Below are 19,912 nucleotides of genomic sequence, written 5' to 3'. Positions count from 1 at the left end.
TATCCTTGTTCTTATTGTTTAACATAACCCCTTTAGTTGACACCTAAAAATCTGCTCAAATATATCTTGCCGATTATTAAAGAATGAGGTACGATAATCAAGAATAGGAGTACAAGGGAGAGAATCCATTGAAAGCGGTTACAAGAACAACGGCAAAAATGATTGCAGATACCCTAGGCTTGTCCATTGCAACAGTGGATCGAGCATTAAACAACCGTGGGAATGTAAAAAAAGAGACCTATCAACGAATTATGGAGACCGTTAACGAGCTGAACTATAAACCAAATAAATTAGCTTCAGCACTTTCCAGGAAAATGAAATATAAAATGGCTGTTCTGTATCCGTCTTCTGCACAATATTTTTGGGATCAAGTTGAAGTAGGACTCGCCAAGGCTATGGATGAGTTAAAGGATTACGGGGTTGAATTTAGTACATTTCGATTCAATTCTAAAAACGAGACGGCTCGGGATCTATTATCAAGAATTATCCAATCAAGTGAATATCATGCTATTGCGATTGCGGCTGGCGAGGACCCATTGGATGACGTCATTAATGATGGGATTCAAAAAGGTATTCAGATTTGCACGTTTAACCAGGATATCCCTAATAGTCAGCGGGTATTTTATGTTGGCGCTGATTATTTAAAGGCAGGTCGTTTAGCAGCTGAGTTAACGTGTAAGTTCGTCGGAAAGTCTGGAAAAATTGCAATTGTAGGTAATAATCAAGACTTTCAAACAATAACAAAGAACGCTGGCTTTATTGAATCCGCGAAGGCTTATCCGAAAATAGAAATAGTTGGACCCTATACCCTACAAGATTTTATTAAGATAGTAAAAGGAAAGAATGTTTCTGAGCTTGCAGGTATCTATGTATCAACTTCTGATATTTTTGAAGTAGCAAACACACTTGAGGATGACAAGAACAACTTGACCATCGTCTGCCATGATTTAAATGATGAGATCTATCATCATTTAATGGAAAACCATATTACCGCAACCATTACACAAGAACCTGTTAATCAAGGTTATCTTGCACTGACACAATTGTTTCATCATCTTGCATTTGGAGAAGAAGGGATTCAAGAACAACAATTAATTAAATTAGAAGTGGTGATGAAAGAAAATGCTATGGATTATTTATAAACGTAGCTTTTCTTTTCACATAAATGATGTACGATAATCATTTTTAAGACTAGGGGGAAGAAGACAAAATGAAATTCAGTAATGGTTGTTGGATGGATAAGGAAGGTTATCAAGTGAAAAGTCCTGCAGAGGTTTATGACTGGAAGCAGGATAAAAATGGACTGACATTATATGCCCCATTCCAAAAAATTAATCACATCGGGCAGACACTTGATGGGGGTGTAATGACCATTGAGCTCTCCTCACCGATGGAGAATATTATTAGGGTAAGAGCTTATCATCATGCAGGCTCTATTGTTAACGAGCCTGCCTTTTTGTTAAAGAATCAAGAGCCAGTTATCGCCATTAAAGAAACAGATGAACATCTAACGTTTGGCACTGGAGCGTTAGAAGCACGAGTAAAGCGTGATCAGTGGAATGTTCAATTTACATATAAGGATAAAGCACTGACATCTAGTGATCCGAGATCAATGAGTTATGTACTTACGGATGAAAATGAACCATATGTGCGTGAACAGCTTTCGCTTGATGTTGGCGAGTTAATTTATGGGCTTGGCGAACGATTCACCCCATTTGTGAAGAATGGTCAGGTAGTTGATATATGGAATGAGGACGGAGGAACAGGAAGTGAACAGACATACAAAAATATTCCGTTCTACGTTAGTAATAAGGGGTACGGAGTATTTGTCAATCATCCTGAAAACGTTTCCTTTGAAATTGCATCAGAGAAGGTATCAAAATCTCAGTTTAGTGTAGCAGGAGAATGCTTGGATTATTATGTGATCGCTGGCGATGATTTAAAAGAAGTGCTGCACCATTATACAGAGCTCACAGGCAAGCCCCCATTAGTTCCATCCTGGTCCTTTGGACTGTGGCTTAGCACGTCTTTTCTTACAAGCTATGATGAAAAAACCGTTAATAGCTTTGTAGATGAGATGATCGAGCGAGACATTCCACTTGATGTGTTTCATTTTGATTGTTTATGGATGAAGGAATTAGAGTGGTGTAATTTTGAGTGGGATGATCGTGTATTTCCTGATCCAATCAATATGCTTGAACGACTAAAAGAAAAGGGATTAAAGATCTGTGTATGGATCAACCCGTACATTGGACAAAAATCACCTCTTTTTAAGGAAGCAGCTGATCAGGGTTTTTTACTAAAAAAAGCAGATGGACGCGTTTGGCAGTGGGATAAATGGCAAGCGGGAATGGGACTTGTAGACTTTACGAACCCAGAAGCTACAAAGTGGTATACCGATAAACTTGATACCCTGATTGATATGGGTGTAGATAGCTTTAAAACAGATTTCGGCGAGCGGATTCCTGTTGATGTTGTGTATACAGATGGATCTTGTCCATATAAAATGCATAACTATTATACACAGCTTTATAATGAAAGCGTGTTCAATCTATTAAACAAACGCTTAGGTGAAAAACAGTCTGTTTTATTTGCCCGCTCGGCGACGGTAGGTGGGCAAACATTACCTGTACATTGGGGGGGGGACAGCCTATCTAACTACTCTTCTATGGCTGAAACATTAAGAGGTGGATTATCTCTGAGCCTTGGCGGGTTTGCCTATTGGAGTCATGATATTGGCGGATTTGAAACGGGCTCAACACCTGATCTTTATAAACGCTGGACTCAGTTCGGATTATTATCATCCCATAGTCGATATCACGGCAGTGGGGACTATAAGGTGCCTTGGCTTTATGATGAAGAAGCGGTGGAAGTCACCAGACAATTTACAAAGCTAAAGTGTCGATTAATGCCTTATTTATTTTCTAAAGCAGTAGAAGCAACCAAAACAGGGGTACCAATGATGCGACCGATGCTTCTTGAGTTCTCGGAAGATGAAACCTGCCACTACTTGGATCGACAGTATATGCTAGGAGATAGCTTGCTCGTCGCACCTATTTTTAATGAGCAAGGTACGGTTCGATATTACCTTCCTAAAGGTGAATGGACTAACTTATTAACAAATAACAAAGTAAGTGGAGAAAGATGGATAACTGAAACACATGACTATCACTCTCTCCCATTAATGGTTAAGGAAAATACTATTCTCGTATTTGGACATGAAGATGCTACAGCAACTTATGATTTTACCAAAGATGTATCGCTTCATCTATTTGCCTTAAAAGACAGTGAACAAACGGAGACGATGGTTGTGAACGAATCAGGTGAAAGAATGGGTTCGGTGACAGCACTCAAAACAGAATCAAGTATAACAGTTAAAACAGACGGATTAACTACTGATTATTCCATCGTTCTCAGAAATGTTCATTCCGTACAATCCATTTCTACTGGAAGACAACAACAAACAGCGGACGGTATTCACATTGCATTGGACGCTGGAGAAAACGAGATCACAATCCAATTATAAGTGGAGGTTTTCTAATGGGAATTTTTAAAACGAGTTTGTTTGGAACGGTTGCTCTTGGATTATTGGTAACGGTGGGCTGTTCAAGTAATGAAAGCTCTGGAGGAGGGGATGTAGCACAGCTTGAATTTATAACATTTGCAGATGCCGCTCAATTAAAGGTTTACCAGCGAGCGGTAGATGCATTTCATGAGGAACACGGTGACGAAATACAAATAAATTTAGCTGGAGTTCCCTCAGATAACTACACCCAAACGTTGACCACTCGATTACAAGGTAGTGAAGGACCAGATATCTATTATGTGCAGGATCATTCCATGTCAACTTTTGTCGCGGGAGGGGCTGCCCTTCCATTAGATGAATTTTTAGAAGGCCCAGATAGTTACGTAACAAAAGAGGAGTTCCCTGATGATATATGGGGACCAACCCAAAAAGATGGTGTAACCTATGGACTTGTACCAGATGCTAATCCATTTCTCATGTATTATAATAAAACGGTTTTTGAAGAAGTAGGGGTGAAATCTCCTCAAGAATACTTCGATGAGGGTAACTGGACATGGGATACATTAGAGGAGATTACCACTGTATTCAAAGAGGCTGGTAAAGCAGGATATATTCAGGATGGAGGACCATTCGGGGTAAATACGTGGATTTATAATAATGGTGGTAGTGTTGAAAAGGATGGAGAAGTTGTTATTGATTCAGACCCTAAGACGATAGAGGCGCTCGAATTTGTCAATCGTATGGTTCAAGAAGGAAACTTTTTATACTCAGGAGCATTAGCTGAAGGACAAGGTCGTGACGCCATGTTTATATCAGATCAAGTGGCATTAGTCGGTGCGGGGCGTTGGATAACCCCACTTGCGTTAGAGTCGAATAAAGATTTTGATTACATTCCATGGCCAACTAACACGGGTGAGCAAATGGAGCCTACTCTCCTCACTTCAGCTTATATTGCTGTGAATAGCGACACAGATTATCCAGAAGAAGCGATGAAGTTTATCAGTTACTATGTTTCAAAGGAAGGTCAGGAAATTCGATTGGCTGACAACGGCAACTCTGTACCTTCTATTGCAGGGCTTGAGCATGTTGTATTAGATGACCCTCAGCCTGAGCATGCTCATTATTTAATGGATGCCATTGAAATTGGCCAGCCCATCGTTTTTGAGTTCGAGACCCCAGGACTTGCAAATGAATTGAGAGATATTTATGAAATAATGTTTATTGGTGATATCACCACAGAAGAAGCCATTGAACGCTTAGGTGATAAGGCAAGAGAGATGACGGAAGAATAGGAAATCACAAAAACCTTTTATCTGGGATGGTCCTGGATAGGAGGTTTTTATCTTGCTGAACCCTTGAACAGTAAAAAGAGTTTCTTTATACTTATTTAGTAGATCGAAATAAATAGTGTGAGGATGTAAAAGATAGAGAGAAGGGTTTAAATGGAGAACGTAGTGGAGGAAAAACGTCTTGGCAAAAAGGGTTTCACTTATTACTCAATTAAGTGGATGGTCTTTTTAGCGGGGCTTTTTGTATTGGCGACGGGTGGAGCCTTTATGATTAAATCAGCGTTCGGATCAGCTACGTGGGACGTGTTACACATAGGACTTTCATTAAGAAGCTCATGGAGTATCGGATTATGGGTGCAAATTGTAGGACTATTGATGATTGGTCTTTCATGTTGGATTGATCGCACAAAACCCCAGGTCGGAAGTTTTATCAACGTTATATTAATTGGGATCTTCTTAAATCTGATTTTGGGGCTGCCCATTTATCCTAGCGTGATGGCCTGGTGGGAAAGTCTATTATTCTTAATGAGCGGTATATGTATCCTTGGATTTGGTGTGGGCATGTACGTCTCAACGGGTCTCGGAGCGGGACCAAGGGACGGACTAACAATCGTATTAGCCAAAAAGACGGGTCTCTCCATACGGCTCGTTCGCACTCTGCTTGAAGGTACGGCTTTACTCCTGGGCTGGCTCCTAGGAGGACCCGTCGCAGCAGGCACCTTCTTATCCGTATTTCTCATCGGACCAGTTATGCAAGCATCCATTGGATTTTGGAGAAAACAATTAGCAAAGCTTGATGCTCCAGAAGACGTCGAAGAACCAGGCTTGAGAGTAAATGGATGAGTGCGTGATAAAGCGGGAAAGTCGAGTGATGGAGTGTCACTGGCCTTACCAATAAGAATAGGCGCTCAATCAAGAGGAAAGCACTGGTTACCAAGAGCCGAGGGGCATTACCAATAAGAATAGTGCGGAATCAAGAAGAAAGCCACTGTTACCAAGAAGTTAAGCGGTTCATATGTATGCGACAAAGCTAAAGCCCTCCAAAAGGAGGGCTTTTCCTATGCTACTTTAAATTTTTTCTGCTTTTTCTTAACGACAGGGTTTAAATAATGGAAGAATAAGCCCATAAATACGGATCCTCCTATAAAATTCCCAATCGTAACAGGGATTAAGTTATGCAACATACCTGTCATTGTCATATCTGCTGAGCCAAGTACAAAGGCAATCGCAAATGTACACATATTCGCAATGCTATGTTCATAGCCGGAGACAAAGAAGCTAAAAACAAGCAACATCATGATAAAGATTTTGGCCATCTCGTTTTTTAATCCCATCGGAATAAAAAAGGCTAAGCAAACTAACCAGTTACATAGAATGGCTCGGAAGAATAATTCATTTATTGGTGTTTCAGTTTTATGAGAGGCGACACTCATGAGAAAGCCGTTTACGCTGGTATCACTAAATAATCCAGTAGCCCAGAGAAAACAAGCGAAAAAGATAGCGCCGATTAAATTTCCGATATACGTCATAGTGAGAAGTTTCCAGACGGATGTCCATTTCATCTTTCCTCTTAACGCTGCAAAGGGAAAATAAAATGTATTTCCGGTGAATAAGTCTGCATTGCCGTATTTTATTAAAATGATACCTACACCAAACGTGATAGCTGCCACAATATAGGCAAGAGGTGAGCCAGATTCGTAAAAGAATGCTCCTGTGCGAAAGGCTACGATAACCCCGAGTCCTAAAAACATGGTTGCGAGTATTGAACGCATGAAGTAATGCATCCGATCCATTTGATACGTTTCTTCTTTCTTAACTGCCAATTGTTCAATTTGTTCTAATGAAGCTTGTTCCATGAATATTATTACACCGCCAATATGATCATTACGGTCCAAACCGCTATCTGATTATACTGGTTTTCAAAGAGAAAAAGTGCTTTATTTAGTTACAAAATAGTTAACTCAGATGTAAATGAAGCCTCAATACACAATATAAGGAATGATAGGGTTTCACATGGTATTTACGATATTCTCTCACCTGAATGAGTGATTGTGATATTCTTATCATAGCTTCTTATGACATGAAAAGGTGAGATTATTAGTGAAGAACCAATTTTTAAGAGGTACGTTTTATTTAACAGGTGCTACCTTTGTATCAAAGATTTTAGGATTCATATACATCATGCCGTTTGTTCTCATTGTAGGAGACTCTGGTTATGCGTTATATAAATATGCTTATGGACCGTATACCTTAATGTTAAGTGTTGCTACTCTAGGTTTGCCAATGGCTGTCTCTAAGTATGTGGCAAAATATAATAGTCTAGGAGACTATCAAGCAGGAAAAGATTTGCTGAAAAAAGGCTTATTAATCATGATGGTGATGGGCTTATTATCATTTTTAGTCTTATTTCTATTTGCTCCAAGCTTAGCTTCCATTGTTATTAACGAAGGTGATGTCAGCGGAAACACTCATGAAGATGTTGTCTTTGTGATTCGGCTAGTTAGTGTGGCCTTATTCATTATTCCACCAATGAGTATGCTGCGAGGATTTTTTCAAGGAAATCAGCAAATGGGTCCTTCTGCACTGAGTACGGTTCTAGAACAAATCGTGAGAATTGTTTTTATTCTGGTCGGTTCTTTCACCGTTCTGTATTTGTTAAATGGAACGATTACTCAGGCAGTCGGCATTAGTACAATGGGAGCGTTTGTTGGTGGGCTTGCTAGCTTAGCGTTGCTTCTATGGATTTTTATTCGTCGGAGAGATTTATTTCCGCAAGCAAAGGATAGCTATCTCACACACCCGAAAATAGAATGGGTCCCGATGTTAAAGGAATTAATAAGCTATGCCATCCCATTTGTTTTAGTTGGACTAGCCATTCCTGTGTATCAGAACATTGATACATTCACGATTAATAGCTTGTTAACATCTGTAGATTACAGCCTGCAAGAGGCGGAGCAGGTCAATGCGATCATTGGTTTAGCTCAGATTCTTGTACTTGTTCCAGTATCGTTAGCAACAGCTTTTAGTATTTCTCTGATCCCTAATATCACTGCTTCCTTTAATAAAGGGGATTTGCAGGATGTCATTCAGAAAATTAAACAAACGTTTAATTTATTAATGTTTGTGCTGTTGCCAGCGGTTGTAGGTATGGTTCTTTTAAGTGAACCTATTTATACCAGCATCTTTGGGCTGAACAATAACCCTGAATTAGGGGGGAGAGTACTGGCTTGGTACGCACCAATGGGTATTCTGTTCTCATTGTTCTCCGTTGCTGCAGCTGTGTTACAAGGAATTAATATGCAAAAGCACGCGATACTCGGGCTAGGTTTAGGGATCCTTGTAAAACTCATTCTGAACGCTTTGCTTATTCCGTCACTCTATGAACTAGGTCCAATCATTGCTACTTACGCGGGTTACTTTGTTTCCGTGAGCTATTTATTCTTTGTTATCTATAAAAATGTTCACATCCCTGTATCGAAATTGATCAAACCACTTATTCCAATGGCAATTATGGTGGTCGTCATGTCTATTGTTGTGGTGTTAAGTAAAGCATTAATACAGCTCATTTTTACAGATCTTGTTGGAGACTATGCGCTATCGTTTCTCGTAACTGGTTTTTCCGTCGTGGCAGGAGCGCTCGTTTATCTGATAGCTAGTGGGAAAACAGGACTTATCCGACTAATTGTGAGGAGGAATGGGTAGTGAGAGCAGAAGAGCTTTGGGATGAATATAAAAGCCAACATCCAGATGCACCAGACACGTATGAGGCATGGGCATTTGGGGACACCCCACATATGGCGAATGATCTACTACATTCAGTTTTAAGCGGTCACAAAACAGCGACCTGCTGTAACTATGAACTGGCAAAGCTACAAGAAGAAAAGCTAGCCGAGGTTGGGCAACTCAACATACTGTTAGACGGACAAGGCTGTGCGAGAGCAATCATTCAAACCACCCATGTGGAGGTCGTTCCTTTTAAAGAAGTTAGAGAGGAATTTGCACTTCTTGAAGGAGAAGGGATCACTTCGCTAGAGGATTGGCAACGATCCCACCAGGAATTTTTCACAAGGGAGTGGGAAGCTGCTGGAGGACGTTTCAACACTAATATGATGGTTTTCTGTGAGACATTTAAAATAGTTTATAGAGCGAAAGGTAATGGACAGTCTTAAAAAGCAAGTAAGTAATAGTGGAGGGCCAACATGATTATCATAATGACTATGTTTTTATTAGGCATATTATTAGGGTTTATTGGAGCGGGTGGTGCAGGATTTGTCATTGCGCTATTAACAGTAGCCTTCGGTTTTCCCATTCATACTGCTCTGGGGACCTCGCTTGCAGCTATGGCCTTTACAACATTATCAGGGGCTTATAGTCATTTTCGTGAAAAAAATGTTGATATCAAACTAGGTACGATTGTTGGTCTCTCTGCTTTTTTTAGTTCGTTCGCAGGCGCAAAGCTTGCAGTCTATATACAAGAAGATCTGCTTCATTATTTTACAGCAGCTATGCTGCTCCTCTCAGCTGTATGTATGTTAATTAAATTATTTATGTCGACTGAATCAAGTGAAAATAAGCTGAAAACACGCCAGCTTTGGAGCAGGGGAATTGTCATCGGTGTTCTCACGGGCCTCTTAGCAGGCATGTTTGGTGTGGGCTCCGCACCGTTTATCCAGCTTGGCTTATTAATCTTCCTTCAGCTTTCATTGCGACAATCCGTCGGTACCACGATGCTTGTCATTTTACCTATTTCAATTGGTGGCGGTCTAGGTTATGTCACAGAAGGATTTGTAGATGGGGCACTGTTGCTCAAAGTTCTCATAGGCACAATGGCCGGCGCTTATGTTGGAGCAAAATTCACCAATCTTGCACCTAAACCAGTATTAAAAGTAGCCGTTATTGCCACCCCCGCAGTGGCTGGGCTACTATTGTTGATTTGAGTTTGTAGGGAGGCACGGTGTGGGGGCATTTAGTGAATCGTATGAAGAAAAACGGAGCCATCAAGATGAAGGGGATGAAAAGCAAGAAGAAAGGGCTCAACAGCAAGAAGATTGGGATGAATAGCAAGAAGCATGCTGGATTTACCAAGAGCGGAGTGGGCTTAGTAAGAAGATTGGGATGAATAGCAAGAAGAGTGCTGGATTTACCAAGAGCGGAGTGGGCTTAGCAAGAGGAATGGGCTCAATAGCAAGAAGCGTACTGGATTTACCAAGAGCGGAGTGGGCTTAGCAAGAGGAACGGGCTCAATAGCAAGAAGAGTGCTGGATTTACCAAGAGCGGAGTGGGCTTAGCAAGAAGATTGGGATGAATAGCAAGAAGCATGCTGCATTTACTAAGAGCGGAGCGGGCTTAGCAAGAGGAACGGGCTCAATAGCAAGAAGAGTGCTGGATTTACCAAGAGCGGAGTGGGCTTAGCAAGAAGATTGGGATGAATAGCAAGTGGCGTGCTGGATTTACCAAGAGCGAAGTAGGTCTAGCAAGAGGAACGGACTTAACAGCAAGAGGTCCCGCTCATTTACCAAGAGAGGAACTGGCTTAGCAAGAAGAACGGGCTCAATAGCAAGAAGTACTGCTCATTTACCAAGAGAGGAATTGGCTTAACAAGAAGAGCGGGCTCAATAGCAAGAAGTACCGCTCATTTACCAAGAGAGGAACTGGCTTAGCAAGAAGAACGGGCTCAATAGCAAGAAGTACCGCTCATTTACCAAGAGCGGAGTCGCCTTAACAAGAAGAACGGGATGAACACCAAGAAGCAACCCACAGTTACCAAGAGCAGCAGCGCCTCAACAAGAAGAACGACCGACTCAGCAAGAAGCTCCGCGCAAATACCAAGAGCGGAACCTCCTCACCAAGAGAAACTACCTCCTCATCAAGACAACCGCCTCATTTACCAAGAGTCAACCTTTCTCCATAGCCATCCAATCCCTTACTCTGTTAATGACACGTCGGCAATGAGCTTTGGTTGTTGGTTGTTCCGTTTTATTAATTTGTTGAGGTGGCGTTTGAATAAATACATGACCCAGAGATGGAACTTTGCTTGGGTAATTGTATAGAGAAACCAAGGTAGTGATGGTTTGTATTCGTGAATGGCGATGAGGCACTCTTGTGAATTGGGTATTTGCCTGAATTCGAGTCGGCCTCTGCCGGGTGTTTTTTCGGGTTTTGCGAAAGCACCACCAGAAATATAAAAAAGTGCTCTTTGATTATGACTTCGTTCGTTTGAATAGGTAAGCTTAAGTAATGGTTTTTTACCGAATAAATAGATGTTGGCGTTATGATTATGGTCCATGGAGGTCCGGATGAATGGACTGCCAAATTCCTCAAGCCAATGGATATACCTAGATGCGGCCCATGATGCATCTTTTCCTTCTGGTAGCAGTACACGTTGGACGGATCGTACATCGGAAATGCTAGAGCTGACCTTAGATGTGGGAGTTGAGTTCTTTTCCTTTTGGGGCTGGTTGTTTTCTTCCTGCTCTTCTTGTTCTAAGGCAAATTTAGCTGCTTCTTTAAATGGTGTTTGCCCATAGCTTAAATCCTTGTCCATATTATCAGGATTTGCTACGAGTGGATGAATCAAGCTTTCAATTAAAGGGTACACCATTTCTTTTGGTGTGCCGGTTGTGACACTGACCCATAAGCGAGACAATTTTACTGTCATAAAGGGAACATTGACAAGCCTTCTATTTTTGCCCATGATTTCAGCAGTGTCAATCATCATTTCTTTATAGGACATGACTTCTGGTCCCCCAACATCAATAGAGGCTCCTGAGAGCTTTTTGTTACCAATACTACCTTTTAAGGCACTTAGCACATCCTTTAGTGCAATCGGGTGTGTTTTTTGGCGTGTCCATTTAGGTAAAAGCATCATAGGTAATCTCTTGACGAGCTTTTTTACGATGGGGAAAGAGGAGCCTTTTGGGCCTACAATTAAGCCAGCTCGGATGGTCGTTACAGGGACATCATAGGAGGAAAGGACCTTCTCCACTTCTAATCTGCTTTGTAAGTGGCGGGAGAGTTCTTCTGCATCTGGTGGAATGATTCCACTCAGGTAAATGATCTGTTTGACGCCATTTTTCTTTGCAGCCTGAGCAAAGTTATCAGCAAGAATTAAATCCATATCTTCAAATTTTGCTTGAGTTAATTTAGCGGAGGGCATCATGGAATGCACCAAATAAACAGCGTAATCAGCACCCTTCAACGCTTCTTCAGCATCCTTTAAAGAATAGAGGTCCGCCGATCTCCATGTTACGTTCTCTGTATTTTCATAGCTATCCCCATTTCGGGATAAGGCGATAATGTCAGCTTGTTTTTCGAGCTTCTTTAGAAGATTATGTCCGATATATCCACTTGCCCCTGTTAAAGCAATAATAGGTTTGCGTTCGCTTGTTTCAATGTCCGTCATAATACACGCTCCTAACAAAATGTCGTTATCATTATCTTAATCGTTTACCCTAATTTTAGCTTAAATAATCTGTAAGTAGGGAAATGGAGTATAATAGAAAAGGAGTTTGCATTCTATTCTTAAAGGGAGTTGAAGGAAATGCAATACAGACAATTAGGTGATACAGAATTAAAAGTAAGTGAACTAAGCTTCGGAACATGGGCGATTGGAGGCTCATGGGGACAAACAAACGATAAAGAATCATTAAAAGCATTAGAAACAGCGATGGATCAAGGGGTGAATTTCTTTGATACAGCGGATGTCTATGGAGATGGGCATAGTGAGGAGCTTCTTGCAAAAGCAACGAAGGGAAAAGAAGATGATATTCACATTGCTACTAAATTTTGTAGAGCGGGAGATATCTACTCTCCAGAAACATACTCCATGCAACAGGTGCGTGATTACTGTGAAAATAGTCTGAAGCGCTTACAAAGGGAGCGTCTTGATTTATATCAAATTCATTGTCCGCCGATTGAGATTCTAAAGAATGGACAAGTCTTTGAAGTTCTAGACAAGCTTCAGGCAGAAGGAAAGATCAGACATTATGGAGTGAGTGTAGAAACAGTAGAAGAAGGGCTGCTCTGTTTAGAAAATCCTAATGTGAAGGCATTACAGGTTATCTTTAATGTTCTAAGACAGAAGCCGCTTGAAGTTTTGCTGCCGAAAGCAAAAGAAAAAGGCGTTGGCATTATCGCAAGAGTCCCACTTGCTAGCGGGCTTCTAACAGGAAAATTCACGAATGAATATACTTTTGAAAGCGATGATCATCGTCATTTTAATCGTGATGGAGAATCGTTTAATGTAGGTGAAACCTTTGGCGGATTAAAGTTTGAAAAGGGAGTCGATTTGGTTCAACAGCTTCTTTGGATCAAGCAAGGTCGCAAACATCTCTCAAGTGCGGCGTTACGTTGGATACTTGATCAAGATGAAGTAACGACCGTGATTCCAGGATTTAAGACAGTCGCCCAGGTGGAAAACAACCTAGAATCATTAAAGGTGCCTTCATTTTCAGAGGAAGAGCTAGAGAAACTTCATACTTTTTATAAAACAGAAGTAGCAGAGCATATTAGAGGAGCTTATTAAAATATATTGATGTGAACAGGGGGAGCCAGACATAAATGGTTCCCCTTTTTACCGGGGTTTTTGATCATCTTGGTATCATGAATGTTTGCCAAAATTCATGTGAATATAGCGCCCATAGATGATTCCATATACACCAAATAAGACAAGACCAAGAGCTACTACCCCAAGAATCCACTGACCAAAAGGCTGCTGTGACAGTTCAAATAAGGCACCATCTATACCCTCGGTTTCCTCAGCGTCAGCTGAGATAGCTGTTTGAATCAGAAAAAAACCAACAGCTCCAAACACAAATGCTCGTGCGGTTAATCCAATTTTTCCAGATGTACGAGCAATGTTCATCTCGTGTTTGCTCATCTCCTCTGATTTGAATTCACGCATGAATATTTCCTTATACACTCTGTAAGCCTCATATAGCGCATAGCCAATCACACCTGCTCCAACCGCTCCAATAATCCACTGGCCATATGGCTGGGATAAAAGGAGTTGAGAATAGGTTTGCTCATTTTTTTCGCTAGATCCCCCAGCATGGTTTGCAAATTTTGCAGCGTTAAAGGCAATACTTGCATAAATTGCAGCACTTCCGATGAATCCACAGCGTATAAATATGCCTTTAATTCCACGGCCGAAATGACCAGTATCCATTAACGCGCGAATGAGCATCCAAACAACATAACCAAGTAGCCCAACAGCCACCAACCATAATACAACCTCGCCAAAGGGGATACCCGCAAGAGATTGAAGAGCACCAGTTGTGTCTTCGGTATCCCCACCTACGCCTATAGCCGCCATAAAGGAAAGAATACCAATCAAAATATAAACAAACCCTTGAGACATGTATCCAAATCGTCCAAATCGCCTAATCCAAGGTTTAGATTCTTTAGTCGCTTCAGAAGCCTTTTGCTTAGTTTGTTGTTTAGAGAACATTTTTTTAGACATTGTTCGTCGTCCCTTCCATATCTATCACTAAACTTCCCCAATTCAACAAACAAAAACCCTTTGGTGATGCATTTAACAAATATAAATCATTTGTTAAAATAGTATGACAACTCATAATGATTGGAGGAGGGTGGATAATGAATCACATGATGGGATTATATGATGAACCATTTGCATTAATGAAGAATGGTAGAAAAACAGTGGAAGTTCGTCTCAATGATGAGAAAAGGCAGCGGCTACGTGTAGGTGATCACATTGATTTTATTAAAGCACCCGTTCAAGATGACAGGTTGAAAATGATTGTTACGGAATTGAAGAAATTTGAGAGCTTTCGCGAGCTCTATGAAAGTGTCCCAATTGAGGATTTAGGAGAGGAAGGAATGTCAGTCAATCAGCTCTTAAATGAAACCTATTTGATCTACTCACAGGAGAGTGAGCAAAAGTTTGGAGCCTTGGCCATATATGTAGAACAGGTTGAATAACGATAAGCGGGGAGATGAATTCGCTTTTCATCTCCCCGACATGTCTATTTGTATTTATTAAAAAAACTCATCTAATAGCTGATAATAGAAGACCTTGTTTTGCTCAAACTCGGTTAGTCCGTAGTGTGTAACAAATGTGCTAACCCATTCTGAACCGAAGTTATGCGTGATGCTTCTCACAGCTAACGCAATATCTTGATATCGGTCTGCGATTCCTGCCCTTCCAAGGTCTATAAACCCCTGACATGCTCCATCCTTTATAATAATATTAGGTAGACAGTAGTCTCCGTGCGTGAAAACCAAATCCTCTTCAAATGGAGGAAACATCTTTAATTCTTCAAGAAGCTCTTCGGAGGACTTCCCTAGGCGTATTTGATCAAAATCATCCTCATCCACAATGCCAGCCTTCACGTGTTCCTCTGCTTTTTTTACCTTTATATGGTTCTGTTCGTTAAACGGGCAATCCCATATATCGATTTGATGAAGCTGTTTTAACCCATCTGCGTAAGCTTGAATAATAGTTGGGAGCTGAGTGGGCTCTGTTATTCTGGAGGCATCCAAACCAGGCAACGCAGTCATCAACAAATATTCAGTTTGACCTGCTTGCTCATAAAAAAGGACATTGGGAACGGGAAGCTTATCTGCTAACCATTCCAGCTTTTGTTTCTCATCGTACAATGACTCGAATGGATGCTTCCTATCTTGTGTTTTAAGAAACAAGGTACGTTCACCTCTAAGTTGATATACATTAGAAGAGGATAATCCAATAGTATTTTGTTCCCAGCTATATCCTTGTATTAGCTCTTCTATTGAAATGGGTAGATTCATTTTAAAACTCCCTTAGCCCTTATTTGGTTAGAATAATCGGCTCATCCTTCGTCACGATAATGGTATGCTCGTACTGAGCTACAAAGCTTTGGTCAACTGTTGTTAATGTCCAGCCATCATCAAGCTGATACACATCCTCTGCTTTAGTTGACACAAACGGTTCAAAGGCAATAACCTCACCCTCTTTAAAAAGCTTCGTGTCTCGTGGGTTGTAGTAATTAAAAATATGCTCGGGTGAATCATGTAAAGAAAGCCCAACACCGTGGCCAGTTAGGTTTTTAATTACAGTAAAACCGTGATCCTTAGCCGTTTGATACACAGCACGACCGACACCATTTTGTTTGGAGCCAGCTTTAAACTTTTTAAGACCAGCAGCAAAGGTTTCCTTCGTTGCATGTAATAGATCCTCTAGGACAGGCTCTCCTTTTCCTACTACAAAAGAATGCCCCGTATCAGCAAAGTATCCATTTAGTGAGCCGGAGACATCAATATTGACTAAGTCTCCTTCTTTAATTACGCGCGAGCCAGGAATTCCATGAGCAACCTCCTCATTCACACAAATACATGTGTATCCTGGGAAGTCGTATGTGCTGATCGGAGCAGAGACAGCTCCGAATTTTTTGAAAAGCTTGCCGCCAATCGCATCAATTTCTTTTGTTGTCACACCAGGCTTCGTGTGTAAGGTTAATTCATTCCGTATCTCAGCCACAATTTTTCCGATTTCTTTTAAGCCGTTTAAGTCTTTATCTGTTTGTACAATCATATTCATTCTCCTTTTTTCGATGGGGGCATTTACTTTATTTATATGTATTTGCTGTATCTTTGTCTTGTGAAAAAATGCTCTAAGTCTTAGTATACCTTACAAAGTATCATTGAAAAAAGGGCGCGCTTCAAAAAAGGAAAATAAGGGGTGGGTACAGTTATAACAAGACTTAGATGATATATAACTGCAAATCTGAGAAAAACGGGTTGCTCATGGGGGAACTGTTTTAATATTAAAAACGAATACCTTAGGACGTTTTTAGATAAGTAGCTTGGGTCTTGGATAAAGGTGGATGTCTTGTTATAGAACTCTTCAATTTTGAATAGGCGTAACTATTTTTGGTAAACAGGCTACGCCTCTTGCAAAATCGTCTAGTTACACGAAAAACTTATCGTGATAATTGATTAGCACTCCCGAAATCCATTATATAATCTTTTGATCTCGCAGGCTGTTAATTTCCCGCTCGTTCCATCCATGCTCCAATAATATTTCGCTTGAATGCTGACCGAGTGTTGGGGCAGGTCTGTTTAGTCTTTCCGGTGTTTCTGAAAATTTAGTCGGAAAGCCAAGGGATTTGAGTGGTCCAAAAACGGGGTGATCGTAATTAATAACCATCTCACGCGAGAGGACATGCTCATTTTCAAGAGTTTCGTTATAACGACTAATTGGTCCAGCTGGAACTCCTGCTAATTCGAGTCTTGGTAGCCAATACGATGATTCTTTAAGTCCAATTACCTCTTGGATGACTTGCTCCAGCTCTTCGCGATGAGAGATTCGATCTCGATTGGTAAGAAAACGTGGATCCTCTAACCAATCCGGGCGCTCAACAACTTTTTCACAAAAAAGCTTCCACAGCTTTTCATTGGCAGCCCCAATCAAAATATGTCCGTCCTTAGTCTGGAAGCCTTGGTAGGGGGCAGATACTCGATGAGCTGATCCGTTGGGAACAGAGACTTCACCAGCTCCAAAGTAGGCAGCAGACTCCCAAACGGTCCAAGCAAGTCCTGCATCAACTAAGGCTAAGTCAATATATTGCCCCTTTTGCGTGCGGAGCTTATATATATAGGCGGCTAGAATCGAATAAATTGCTGTAACACCTGCCGCGATATCATTAACGGCAAAGCCAGACTTGACCGGGGCTCCACCAATTTCACCGGTCATGCTCATAATACCGGACAAGCCTTGCGCCATAATGTCATAGCCACCTTTATCCTTATAGGGGCCAGTTTGACCGTAACCAGATATGGAGCAATAAATAAGGCCAGGATTTATCGCTTTAAGTGTGTCGAAATCAATGCCGAGCTTACTTGCCACACCCGGACGAAAATTCTCGATGAATACATCAGCATCCTCTACCAATTTAAGTAAGATATCCAAACCATCGCGCTTCTTAATATTCAAGCAGATGCTTCGTTTATTACGATTTGCCATGGCAAAGCTGTAGCTTTCTTCACCCTGGAAGGGACCCATGCTGCGTGAGTCATCTCCAAAAGGATAACGTTCTATTTTAATGACATTGGCACCCATGTCTCCAAGTACCATTGTGCAGTAAGGCCCGGCAAGTACTCTTGATAAGTCAATAACCTTTAATCCTTCTAATGCCTGATTCATGTTAGCCTCCTTAACAACCAGTTTGAATGAGGTTTGTAGTCGAAAGTTCGTTTATTGAGTTGGCACCAGATAAAGCAAGAGTTAAGTCTAGCTCGGTTTGCAGGTTTTTGATAATAGATGTGACACCTGCTTCACCAGATACGGCAAGTCCATAGATATAAGGGCGTCCAATTAATACGGCGTCTGCTCCAAGGGCTAAAGCTTTATATAGATCTGAACCACTCCTGAACCCACTATCTACTAATAGAGGTACTCGTTTGTTAACTCTTGCAGCTATTGCTGGGAGTGCATCAATTGAAGCTAGTGCACCGTCCAACTGACGGCCTCCATGGTTTGAAACAATAATTCCATCTAAACCCAGATCTACTGCTTTCTCTGCATCATCTGGATGGAGTATTCCTTTAACTAGAATAGGAAGTAGAGTATGCTCTCTTAAGAATAAGAGATCCTCCCAAACAAGGTTAGGGTGTAATATATTTTTAAGGATCTCCTCTCGAATGTTTTCTTCAGTCCAATGAGGTACACTTTTTCTAAAAGCAGGATCGTTTCGATAATTGGCGTCGCCCATGGCTTCTTTTAATGGGGCAAAACCATTTTTAAAATCACTTTTACGCCAGCCGAGTAACCCAGTGTCAACGGTGACAACGATAGCTTGATAGCCTGCCGCTTCTGCACGTGACACCATACTAGCTGATACCTCGCGATTGTTAGACCAATAAAGTTGAAACCAATTCTTACCGGTGGGAGCGGCTTCGGCTACTTCCTCCAACGAACGTGTTGATACTGTGCTGGTGACAAATGGAATACCAGCTTTTTCAGCGGCACGGGCGGAGGCGCATTCAGCGTCTGGATGAATGATCCCTTGGTAACCAAGTGGCGCCAATAGAAGTGGAAGTGAGATTTCTTGATTTAACAGCTTTGTTCTTGTGGTTGCGTCTGTTACATCGCGCAGGACACGGGGATAGATGGACCACTTATCAAATGCTGCTCGATTGGCAGCTAGTGTTTTTTCATCTCCTGCACCGCTTCTGACATAGTCAAAAGGACCTTTTTTTAGCTTTTCTTTCGCTAGTTGTTCCCATTCTTCAATGTAGATCGGATGATCCTTTGTCTCGTGACCAATTGTTGTAAAAGATTTAGCGGACATTTGCTTACTCCTTTTCTTAATGGAAAGTGGGCTTTCTTTTATCAAGAAAGGCACGAACACCTTCCTTAAAGTCAGCACTATCAAACGAAGCAGATACAAGTTCTTTCGTTTCATTCGTATCTGTATCGCTGCCATCTAAAATGGCTTGGATGATCTGCTTTGATCCTTGAATCGAGGTTTGTGAGCGACTGATTAATACATCCGCAAATTCAATAACGGCTCCTTCTAATTCTGATGCAGCATAGACCCGGTTGATGAGTCCCTTAGCCAATGCTTCATCACTACTCAAGAATGTACCTGTGTATAAAATTTCCTTGGCTGTGGAGGGACCAACAATATCTACTAATCGTTTTGTACTAGCTAAGTCATAAACAATACCAAGCTTAGCAGGTGTGATACCAAATACACCATTTTCCGTGCTGAAGCGAAAGTCACAAGACAGGGCGACATTTAGTCCGCCGCCAATGGCAAAGCCTTGAATAACGGCGATGGTTGGTTTTTTGCAACGATAGAGTGCTTCAATTGCGCTCTCAGCTAACTGATTATAGTGTTCTGCAGACTCTCTACCTGTTCGACTTTCAATGAATTCACTGATATCGGCTCCAGCGGCAAAAGCACGATCATCCACACCTCTTAATACAATGACTTTAATGTCGGCATCGGCTTCTAATTGGCCAATCTGCTTCTTAAGCTCTGTAAAGGTCTCTAAATTCAGGGCGTTTCGTTTTTCCGGGCGATTAAATATAAGCTCTGCAATGTATCCTTGTTTTTGAATAAGTATAGGTGATGACATGGTTGTTGATCTC

At 41.3% G+C, this 19,912-nt stretch carries 17 protein-coding genes; 9 read left to right on the top strand and 8 right to left on the bottom strand.

The features are described from left to right. Nucleotides 1–128 precede the first annotated feature (128 nt). The 4 genes from FN960_RS03565 to FN960_RS03550 all read left to right on the top strand — a co-directional run bounded on the left by FN960_RS03565 (nt 129) and on the right by FN960_RS03550 (nt 5,658). Nucleotides 129–1,142 carry a LacI family DNA-binding transcriptional regulator gene (locus tag FN960_RS03565; protein WP_143847026.1) on the top strand — a complete coding sequence of 338 codons (1,014 nt, stop codon included), beginning with the start codon at nt 129–131 and terminating at the stop codon, nt 1,140–1,142. 68 nt (nt 1,143–1,210) lie between these two features. Further along, nucleotides 1,211–3,526, top strand: a complete 2,316-nt coding sequence (gene yicI / locus FN960_RS03560; protein WP_143847025.1) for an alpha-xylosidase — start codon at nt 1,211–1,213, stop codon at nt 3,524–3,526. Between the two features lie 14 nt (nt 3,527–3,540). Then, nucleotides 3,541–4,818 carry an ABC transporter substrate-binding protein gene (locus FN960_RS03555; RefSeq protein WP_143847024.1) on the top strand — a complete coding sequence of 426 codons (1,278 nt, stop codon included), beginning with the start codon at nt 3,541–3,543 and terminating at the stop codon, nt 4,816–4,818. A gap of 150 nt (nt 4,819–4,968) precedes the next feature. Next, entirely contained in the window at nt 4,969–5,658 is a 690-nt protein-coding gene (locus FN960_RS03550; protein ID WP_143847023.1) for a YczE/YyaS/YitT family protein, read from the top strand. Nucleotides 5,659–5,873: 215 nt separating this feature from the next. Here the strand turns inward: FN960_RS03550 and FN960_RS03545 are convergent, their stop codons facing one another. Continuing rightward, complete coding sequence (locus tag FN960_RS03545; RefSeq protein ID WP_143847022.1) at nt 5,874–6,671, bottom strand: formate/nitrite transporter family protein; 798 nt, start codon at nt 6,669–6,671, stop codon at nt 5,874–5,876. A 244-nt stretch (nt 6,672–6,915) separates the two neighbouring features. Here FN960_RS03545 and FN960_RS03540 point away from each other — a divergent pair, with 244 nt between their 5' ends. Genes FN960_RS03540 through FN960_RS03530 form a run of 3 tightly spaced genes read left to right on the top strand, consistent with a single transcriptional unit; the run spans nt 6,916 to nt 9,752 of the window. Beyond that, the gene (locus FN960_RS03540; RefSeq protein WP_143847021.1) at nt 6,916–8,517 is read left to right on the top strand and encodes a putative polysaccharide biosynthesis protein; all 1,602 of its coding nucleotides are present in this window, start codon (nt 6,916–6,918) and stop codon (nt 8,515–8,517) included. Further along, nucleotides 8,517–8,984: an ASCH domain-containing protein gene (locus FN960_RS03535; RefSeq protein ID WP_260681910.1), complete on the top strand. Its 468-nt coding sequence runs from the start codon at nt 8,517–8,519 to the stop codon at nt 8,982–8,984. The genes FN960_RS03540 and FN960_RS03535 overlap by 1 nt, the downstream gene beginning before the upstream one ends. Nucleotides 8,985–9,014: 30 nt before the next feature. Then, nucleotides 9,015–9,752, top strand: coding sequence for a sulfite exporter TauE/SafE family protein (locus FN960_RS03530; protein WP_143847020.1), 738 nt, complete (start codon nt 9,015–9,017; stop codon nt 9,750–9,752). 986 nt (nt 9,753–10,738) lie between these two features. On the opposite strand, the gene FN960_RS03525 is transcribed toward FN960_RS03530, so the two are convergent. Then, complete coding sequence (locus tag FN960_RS03525; protein ID WP_143847019.1) at nt 10,739–12,217, bottom strand: NAD(P)H-binding protein; 1,479 nt, start codon at nt 12,215–12,217, stop codon at nt 10,739–10,741. 138 nt (nt 12,218–12,355) lie between these two features. On the opposite strand from FN960_RS03525, the gene FN960_RS03520 reads away from it, so the two are divergent. After that, a complete protein-coding gene (locus FN960_RS03520; RefSeq protein WP_143847018.1) occupies nt 12,356–13,339 on the top strand; it encodes an aldo/keto reductase in 984 nt (327 codons plus the stop codon). Nucleotides 13,340–13,414: 75 nt separating this feature from the next. Here FN960_RS03520 and FN960_RS03515 read toward each other — a convergent pair whose 3' ends face one another. Further along, nucleotides 13,415–14,275 carry a DUF1206 domain-containing protein gene (locus FN960_RS03515; RefSeq protein ID WP_260681909.1) on the bottom strand — a complete coding sequence of 287 codons (861 nt, stop codon included), beginning with the start codon at nt 14,273–14,275 and terminating at the stop codon, nt 13,415–13,417. A gap of 137 nt (nt 14,276–14,412) precedes the next feature. On the opposite strand from FN960_RS03515, the gene FN960_RS03510 reads away from it, so the two are divergent. After that, nucleotides 14,413–14,757 carry an ASCH domain-containing protein gene (locus FN960_RS03510; protein ID WP_185970900.1) on the top strand — a complete coding sequence of 115 codons (345 nt, stop codon included), beginning with the start codon at nt 14,413–14,415 and terminating at the stop codon, nt 14,755–14,757. Nucleotides 14,758–14,814: 57 nt separating this feature from the next. Here the strand turns inward: FN960_RS03510 and FN960_RS03505 are convergent, their stop codons facing one another. The 5 genes from FN960_RS03505 to FN960_RS03485 form a co-directional block, all read right to left on the bottom strand. Next, nucleotides 14,815–15,585, bottom strand: a complete 771-nt coding sequence (locus tag FN960_RS03505; protein WP_143847016.1) for an APH(3') family aminoglycoside O-phosphotransferase — start codon at nt 15,583–15,585, stop codon at nt 14,815–14,817. 19 nt (nt 15,586–15,604) lie between these two features. Beyond that, nucleotides 15,605–16,348: a type I methionyl aminopeptidase gene (map, locus tag FN960_RS03500; RefSeq protein ID WP_143847015.1), complete on the bottom strand. Its 744-nt coding sequence runs from the start codon at nt 16,346–16,348 to the stop codon at nt 15,605–15,607. Nucleotides 16,349–16,771: 423 nt separating this feature from the next. Next, on the bottom strand, nt 16,772–17,959 hold the full coding sequence (locus tag FN960_RS03495) for a CaiB/BaiF CoA transferase family protein (protein ID WP_143847014.1): 1,188 nt from the start codon (nt 17,957–17,959) through the stop codon (nt 16,772–16,774). 10 nt (nt 17,960–17,969) lie between these two features. Next, nucleotides 17,970–19,106 (bottom strand): alpha-hydroxy-acid oxidizing protein, encoded by a 1,137-nt coding sequence (locus tag FN960_RS03490; RefSeq protein ID WP_143847013.1) that lies wholly within the window; start codon nt 19,104–19,106, stop codon nt 17,970–17,972. A gap of 16 nt (nt 19,107–19,122) precedes the next feature. Beyond that, nucleotides 19,123–19,899: an enoyl-CoA hydratase-related protein gene (locus FN960_RS03485; RefSeq protein WP_143847012.1), complete on the bottom strand. Its 777-nt coding sequence runs from the start codon at nt 19,897–19,899 to the stop codon at nt 19,123–19,125. Between the last annotated feature and the right edge of the window lie 13 nt (nt 19,900–19,912).

It is taken from the genome of Alkalicoccobacillus porphyridii, assembly GCF_007293315.1.
Classification (GTDB): Bacteria; Bacillota; Bacilli; order Bacillales; family Bacillaceae_D; genus Alkalicoccobacillus; species Alkalicoccobacillus porphyridii.
Note: the sequence above shows the minus strand (reverse complement) of the source record. Positions and strands in the feature narration are given on the sequence as shown.

Coding starts and splice junctions, on each gene's coding strand:
- map (WP_143847015.1), bottom strand. CDS start 16,348: ATGATTGTACAAACAGATAAAGACTTAAACGGCTTAAAAGAAATCGGA.
- FN960_RS03555 (WP_143847024.1), top strand. CDS start 3,541: ATGGGAATTTTTAAAACGAGTTTGTTTGGAACGGTTGCTCTTGGATTA.
- yicI (WP_143847025.1), top strand. CDS start 1,211: ATGAAATTCAGTAATGGTTGTTGGATGGATAAGGAAGGTTATCAAGTG.
- FN960_RS03550 (WP_143847023.1), top strand. CDS start 4,969: ATGGAGAACGTAGTGGAGGAAAAACGTCTTGGCAAAAAGGGTTTCACT.
- FN960_RS03525 (WP_143847019.1), bottom strand. CDS start 12,217: ATGACGGACATTGAAACAAGCGAACGCAAACCTATTATTGCTTTAACA.
- FN960_RS03515 (WP_260681909.1), bottom strand. CDS start 14,275: ATGTCTAAAAAAATGTTCTCTAAACAACAAACTAAGCAAAAGGCTTCT.
- FN960_RS03495 (WP_143847014.1), bottom strand. CDS start 17,959: ATGAATCAGGCATTAGAAGGATTAAAGGTTATTGACTTATCAAGAGTA.
- FN960_RS03485 (WP_143847012.1), bottom strand. CDS start 19,899: ATGTCATCACCTATACTTATTCAAAAACAAGGATACATTGCAGAGCTT.
- FN960_RS03530 (WP_143847020.1), top strand. CDS start 9,015: ATGATTATCATAATGACTATGTTTTTATTAGGCATATTATTAGGGTTT.
- FN960_RS03545 (WP_143847022.1), bottom strand. CDS start 6,671: ATGGAACAAGCTTCATTAGAACAAATTGAACAATTGGCAGTTAAGAAA.
- FN960_RS03490 (WP_143847013.1), bottom strand. CDS start 19,106: ATGTCCGCTAAATCTTTTACAACAATTGGTCACGAGACAAAGGATCAT.
- FN960_RS03510 (WP_185970900.1), top strand. CDS start 14,413: ATGAATCACATGATGGGATTATATGATGAACCATTTGCATTAATGAAG.
- FN960_RS03505 (WP_143847016.1), bottom strand. CDS start 15,585: ATGAATCTACCCATTTCAATAGAAGAGCTAATACAAGGATATAGCTGG.
- FN960_RS03520 (WP_143847018.1), top strand. CDS start 12,356: ATGCAATACAGACAATTAGGTGATACAGAATTAAAAGTAAGTGAACTA.